This is a genomic window from Clavibacter sp. (assembly GCF_014802555.1).
Lineage (GTDB): Bacteria > Actinomycetota > Actinomycetes > Actinomycetales > Microbacteriaceae > Clavibacter > Clavibacter sepedonicus.
Genome location: NZ_JAAVCB010000114.1, coordinates 1 through 5,823 on the forward strand (window position 1 = coordinate 1; position 5,823 = coordinate 5,823).

General features: G+C 75.7%; 4 protein-coding genes. All 4 read right to left on the minus strand.

Annotated features, from left to right (window positions below; translation table 11 throughout):
* Positions 1–260: 260 nt before the first annotated feature.
* A complete protein-coding gene (locus HDR73_RS12375; RefSeq protein WP_012300321.1) occupies positions 261–449 on the minus strand; it encodes an antitoxin VbhA family protein in 189 nt (62 codons plus the stop codon).
* A gap of 17 nt (positions 450–466) precedes the next feature.
* On the minus strand, positions 467–694 hold the full coding sequence (locus HDR73_RS12380; protein ID WP_012300320.1) for a hypothetical protein: 228 nt from the start codon (positions 692–694) through the stop codon (positions 467–469).
* 177 nt (positions 695–871) lie between these two features.
* Positions 872–1,192 (minus strand): hypothetical protein, encoded by a 321-nt coding sequence (locus HDR73_RS12385; RefSeq protein WP_012300319.1) that lies wholly within the window; start codon positions 1,190–1,192, stop codon positions 872–874.
* 2,544 nt (positions 1,193–3,736) lie between these two features.
* Positions 3,737–3,886 (minus strand): hypothetical protein, encoded by a 150-nt coding sequence (locus HDR73_RS12390; RefSeq protein ID WP_158309458.1) that lies wholly within the window; start codon positions 3,884–3,886, stop codon positions 3,737–3,739.
* Between the last annotated feature and the right edge of the window lie 1,937 nt (positions 3,887–5,823).

The following is a 5,823-nucleotide window of genomic DNA, read 5'->3' on the forward strand; positions in this document are numbered from 1 at the left end:
AGCCGCATCCGCGCGCCACCAAAATCTCGGTACAGCTACTGGAATGTGCCCCATGCCCACAGCATAGGTCGCAAGAGCACGCGAGACGAGGGTTCGTGAAGCGTGCGTCGGGCTGGGGTGCCGCCGGCGGAACGGTCGGAATGCCGGACGTTCGCGGGACGGGGCGCTCGACACAATGGTCAGACCAGTGCTGTTCGTGGCGGCAGCGGCACCTGATCGCCGCTGCACGAGGGGCCGCCCGGCGAGCGGTGCGGTTCGGTTCAGCCTTGGATGTGTGCCCGGATCTGGGCGATGGCCTCGTCGCTGGTGATCTGATGCTGGGCGGCGCGTTCGAGGATGTCGAGGAGGACGGGGTCGGTGATCTCGTGCCCGCCGAGCGCGAGGCCGGCCGTCGCGAACGCGAGGCGCTCCTGAACCTGGGCATCGGTCGGGGTATCGGGGTCGGTCATGGTGGGTCCTCGCGGTGTCAGCGTTGGACGTGTCGGCGGATCTGGGTGATGGCGTCCTCGGCGGTGATCTCCTCGCGCGCGGCGCGGTCGGTGATGTCGAGGAGGACGGGGTCGGTGACCTGGTGGCCGCCGAGGGCGAGCGCGGCGTCGGCGAACGCGAGGCTCTCGACAGCCCGGGCCTCGTGCGCGGCGGCCGCGGCCTCGGCGTCGGTGGCCTCGGTGGGGGTGTCCGGGTTGTCGGTCATGCGGTGAGGGTAGCTCCGGCGTCGGGTCGTGGCCAGGATCAGGGTCGTGGTGGGGCTGTGCGGGGTGCTGGCGGGTGTTCGGCGCTCGCCGCGGGTCTCGGGCGCTCGTCGGGGTGGGCGTGCGCGGGATGCTGGTGTTGAGGGTCCGGCGCTCGCCGGGGTTGGTGCGGGCTGGGGTCAGGCGGGGCGGCCCTGGAGCACGTCGCGGAGGTTCGTGAGGGCGCCCTGCTCGGCGCGGGCGTCGCCGTCGTTGTCGAGGACGCTGTCGATGATCCCGGCGTAGTGACGGGCGTCCGTGGGAGAGATCTCGATGAAGTCCTCGCCGGTGAGGCTGTCGACCTCGATCTCGAAGCGGACGATCAGGTCCTCGTCCTGGGCGGCGGGGACCTGCGTGACGGGGGTGGCGGGGTCCACGCCGCTTGCGCGGGCGGCGAGAGCGAACTCGATGAGCTCGCCGTAGGTCATGTTCTCCAGGTCCACGCTGATTCGCATCGTCATGGGGTGAGCCTGGCACGTGCCCCTGCCGGGGTGGGGACCGGCGACCGGTTCCTCGACCAGGTGCGCACGCTGCGGCCGCGGCGTGCGTGCGGCGAGGGCCCGCTGCCGGGTTGCCGGTGCTCGCCGGGTGGTCGTCGGGTGCGGGTTCGCGTGGTCGGCGTCTGCCGGAGGAGACCGGGGTCGTGGTGGGGCTGTGTGGGGTGCTGGCGGGTGTTCGGCGCTCGCCGAGGCCGTCGGGCGCTGGCCGAGTGGTCGTGCGCGCGGCGGGCCGGTGCGGGATCCCGGCGGGCGTCGGCGTGGTGCGGGGGAGCGGGAGTGCGTGGTCGACGTCGGCCGCGGTGCGGGCGGCGTGGGCGGTCGCGGGGCTGGTCGACGTCGTCTGGTCGTCGTCCTCGGTGTGTCGAGATCGCGGGTGGTGCTCGGGATCCGCGGGGGCGTCGGTGCGCGCGGTTCCTCGTGCCGGGCGCTCGCCGCGGTCGACGCAGGATGCCGCTGGCCGTCGGCGAGGCGGGGTAGCGCTCGCCGCGGGGTGGCCGTGCGGTGCGGCTGTCGATGTCCTGCGCTCGGGCGCGCCCGGCCGGTCGGTGTCGGTGTCGGTGTCGTGCGGGATCCCGGCACGTCTGGGGCGGTGCCGGTCGTCGTCCTCGGCCTAGTCGTCGACGCCGGGGGTGCGGGTAAGGGGCTGGCGCTCGCCGGGCTCCTGGTCGACGAGGTGGGCCGGCTGCAGGCGGTACGGGGCGGTGCGCGCGCGGGCGGGCGTGCGGGTGGCGGGGAGGGGCGCTCGCCGAGGTGGTGTCGGGGGGTCGTGTCGGCTGTGCGCGGGATCCCGGCGGCTGCCGGCGGTGACGAGCGCACCCCGGCGTCGACGTGGCGCTCGCCGAGGGGCGGGGTGCTGAGCTCGGAGGCGTGCCGGGACGTGGGGCCCGGGCGAGGCCGGCGTGGAGCTCGGCGGCGGGGACCCGCGCACGCCGCGGATCCGATGGCCGTGGCCAGGCGTCCGGGGAGGGGCGGGTGCGTGCTCGAGGCGGTGGTCGGGGTGCGGCGCTCGCCGGGTGCGCGCGCTGGTGGGTGGTCCCTGCGCGTCGAGGCGACGTCTCGGGCACCGGATCCTCGCCGCGTGGCTGCCGCGGTCGCGCCGGGGCGGTGCCGGCGGCCGCGCTCTGCGGCCGGGCGGGGTGCAGCTGCTCGAGCTCGGCGCCGGGTGCGTACATCTACTGGCGCTGCGGGCCGTCCACGGGGCTCGGACCGGGTGCCCGCTCGGATCCGCCGGTCGTCGGCGACGAGGGGCGCTCGCCGTCGGGCCGCCGTGTGGCGTGCTGGGTGAGCTCGTCGACGTCGGGCCGCGGCGCCGGCCGCCGTGGGGGCGGCCGGCGTGGACGTCGTGACGCTGCTGCAGCTGCGCGTCGGCGTCGTGCGCGGTGCGCGTGCAGCTGCTCGAGCGGGGCGGGGCGTGCGTACATTTACTCGCGCTCCCCGTGATGACCCACTGGTCGGATCGGGGAGCTGGTGCGCTCTGGGGCGGTGCTGTGCGTGCTGTCGGCAGGGCTCGGGGTGCGTATCACTTGTCGCGCTGCGGCTCGGCCGAGGAGGCCGTGCGCGGGCACTCGCGGCGGACCCGCCGGCCGTCGTCGACGAGGGGGTCGCGGGGGAGGCGCTCGCCGCGGGCCGCCCTGTGGCGTGCTGGGGAGCTCGTCGACGTCGAGCCGCGGCGCCGGCCGCCGTGGGACCGCCGTCGCGGACGTCGTGACGCTGCTGCAGCTGCGCGTCGACGTCGTGCGCGACGTCGCGCGACCTGGTGCGGCGCCGGGGGCCTGCGCTGCTCGAGGGCCTGCTCGAGGGGCGTGGACGTGGGGCGGTGCTCGCCGTGGTCGTGCCGGTGCCGGGGTGGGGGTGCTGCAGCTGCGCGATCGGGCCCACGGGGGCGTGTGTATCTTGTCGCGCCCCTCGTGGTGGCCCACTGGTCTGATCGGGGCTTCTGCGTGTTCTGCGACCAGTTCTGCGGCGCGATCGCCGTCCGGGCGGGTGTGTGTCATCTGTCGCGCTTCGCGGGGGCGCTGCGGCCGACGTCGACCGCCGGGTGCGGATGGTGCACGGCGCTCGCCGCGGGCCTATGCGAGCCGGCGTGGAGCTCGGCGGCGTCGGGGAAGAGCGCGTGCGTGCTCGAGGCGGGTGGTCGGGGTGCGGCGCTCGCCGGGTGCCCGCGTGGATCCGCTGGCTGTCGTCGATGCGGGGTGATCGCGGGTGCGGCGCTCGCCGGGGGTGGTTTCGTGGAGCGCGTCGACGTCGTGCGCGGTGCCGGGCGCTCGCCGCGGGCGCGGGGCGCGGTGGTAGCTGCGCGTCGACGTCGTGCGCTGTGGTGCGGTGCCGGGCTCTCGGGCCCCTCGAGGGGGGTGCTGGAGGTTCGGAGGGCCTGGGGGAGTGTGCGCGACGTCGTGGAGGGTGCGGGGCGCTCGCCGTGGTGCTGCCGGTGGGGCGCCGGTGTGGTCGCGGGCGCGCACCGAGGCTGGTGGCTCGCTCCGCGACGCGACGTCGCGGGTGGGGGCGTCAGGAGCTCGCTGCGGATCCGCTGGTCGAGGGCGCCGCGGGGTGGCCGTGCGGCGCCGGGTGGGCTCGTCGACGTCGTGCGCGGTGCACGGCGCTCGCCGGGTGCGCGCCGCGCTGCAGCTGCTCCAGCGGGGCGGGGCGTGCGTACATTTACTAGCGCTCCTCGTGGTGGCCCACTGCCGTGACCAGGGGTTCCGTGTGTTCTTGCCGGGGTACCGGGTGCGTACATCTACTGGCGCTGCGGGTTGTCCACGGGACTTGGGCCGGGGGCCGGTGCGGGTCCGCCGGCCGTCGTCGACGCGGGGTGATCGCGGGTTCGGCGCTCGCCGGGGGGCTCGTGGAGCTCGTCGATGTCGAGCCGCGGTTCCGGCTGCCGCTGCGCGTCGTCGTGCGGCCTGGCACGCCGCCGGGGGCTCGCGCTGCTCGAGGTGTGGCCGGCGTCCGGGTGCCCTGCAGGTCGTGGCAGCTGTGCGCGGGGTGGGCGGGGGAGTGCGCGACGTCGTGGAGGGTGTCGGGCGCTCGCCGTGGTCCAGCGGGGTGGGCGGTGAGCTCGTGGGCGTCGTGGTGCGAGTGTCGGGCGCCGATCGAGGCGTGGTGCCGTGCGGTGGACGTACCGGGTGGAGCTCGTCGACGTCGAGCCGCGGCGCCGGCCGCGGCGCGGCCGCCGGGGCCGCCGGCGAGGACGCGGCTGACGCTGCTCGTCGTCGCGCGCGACGTCGTGCGCCGTGGCGTGGTCGGGTGCGGTGCTCGCCGGGTGCGCGCGCTGGCCGGCTGTCCTGTGCGTCGAGGCGACGTCGCGGGCGCCGTGCGGGCGCCGTGGGGCCGCCGGCCGGCGGCGAGGCGGGGTGATCGCGGGGTCGGCGCTCGCCGCGGGGTGGTCGTGTGGAGCTCGTCGACGTCGTGCGCGGTGCTGGTGCGTGGCTGCCGTTGTGCGTCGACGTCGGCCGCTGCGGTGCGGCGCCGAGCGCTCGCGTCCCTCGAGGGGCTGCTCGAGGGACACGAGGGCCGGGGGAGCGTGCGCGACGTCGTGGAGGGTGTCGGGCGCTCGCCGTGGTCGAGCGGGGTGTGTGTGCGGGGTGGTGGATCTGGTGCTGTGCGGGCCGTGGGCGGGGCTGTGGGCGCCGTTCGGCGGTGTGCGGGTACCTGAGGCCGTCTGGGGCCGTGGTCGTGGCGCAGGCGGCGTTGGCGCTGGCGGTCGGTGAGGGTGGTCGCGCGGCGTCGGCCGGTGGCGCCGCGAGGTGCTGGGAGGCGTCCTGTCGCTCGAGCGGGCTGCTGGGGCGCCGGGTCCTGGGGGTGAACGAGCTACGCGCCCGGCGTGAGCCGGGCGCGTAGTTGCCCCTGGAGCCGAGCTCCGTTCCCGGCAAGCCGGGGAAGGTCGAGGCGGTCCCTGTCCGATCACGGTAGCGGGCGCCGGCGGCGGGGGCAAGGCTGCGGGAGCCGACAGGTACTTGCTCCCGTATTGCTGTCGTATTGCCAGCAGCAAGTTAGCAGCAAGCTCTGAGCAAGCACCTCAGGGTGGAGGACCACTCGACTCGTAGTGTGCAAGCTGTCGGCTGTCTGACGTATTGCTGCCTGCAATCTCAAAGCTTGCTACGGGCAAGCAAATGCCTATTCGGGTCGGAGCGGTGGGGAGTCGGTTACCGGGGGAGCCCTGGCCCGGATCCGCTCCTCGAGCTCACCCCGCCCGTCGGCCGGCAGCCGATCCCGGCAAGCCCGTCACGTACCCCCCCTCGTCCATGCCGCCTGTGACCCGACCACCTGCATGACCACCACCCACCCCCACACCCCGCCCGAGAACGGCCCCAGCCGCGCCAGGACGCGCCTGTAGGCCCTCCCGACCACCAGGAGCACCCTCCCCCTCCCGAACGGGCGCACAGCGCCGAGCGAGCGCGGCCGACCCGCCGCGACCGCGCCAGCGTGTCGCCACCACGCACAGCACCGACACCCGAACCCGAACAGCCCGCACCGACACCTCGAACACCGGCCGGGCAGAACGACAGCACCACCAGGGCACCGCGCCAGCGGTGCGAGGGACCGCGCCAGCGGGCTCGCCGAGAGGCGGCGCCAGCCGCCGCTCGCCGCCCCCC

What these genes read in the sequence shown, in the direction of transcription:
- HDR73_RS12375 (WP_012300321.1), bottom strand. Translation starts at nt 449, where the DNA reads ATGACCGACCCCGATACCCCGACCGATGCCCAGGTTCAGGAGCGCCTC.
- HDR73_RS12385 (WP_012300319.1), bottom strand. Translation starts at nt 1,192, where the DNA reads ATGACGATGCGAATCAGCGTGGACCTGGAGAACATGACCTACGGCGAG.
- HDR73_RS12390 (WP_158309458.1), bottom strand. Translation starts at nt 3,886, where the DNA reads ATGTACGCACGCCCCGCCCCGCTGGAGCAGCTGCAGCGCGGCGCGCAC.
- HDR73_RS12380 (WP_012300320.1), bottom strand. Translation starts at nt 694, where the DNA reads ATGACCGACAACCCGGACACCCCCACCGAGGCCACCGACGCCGAGGCC.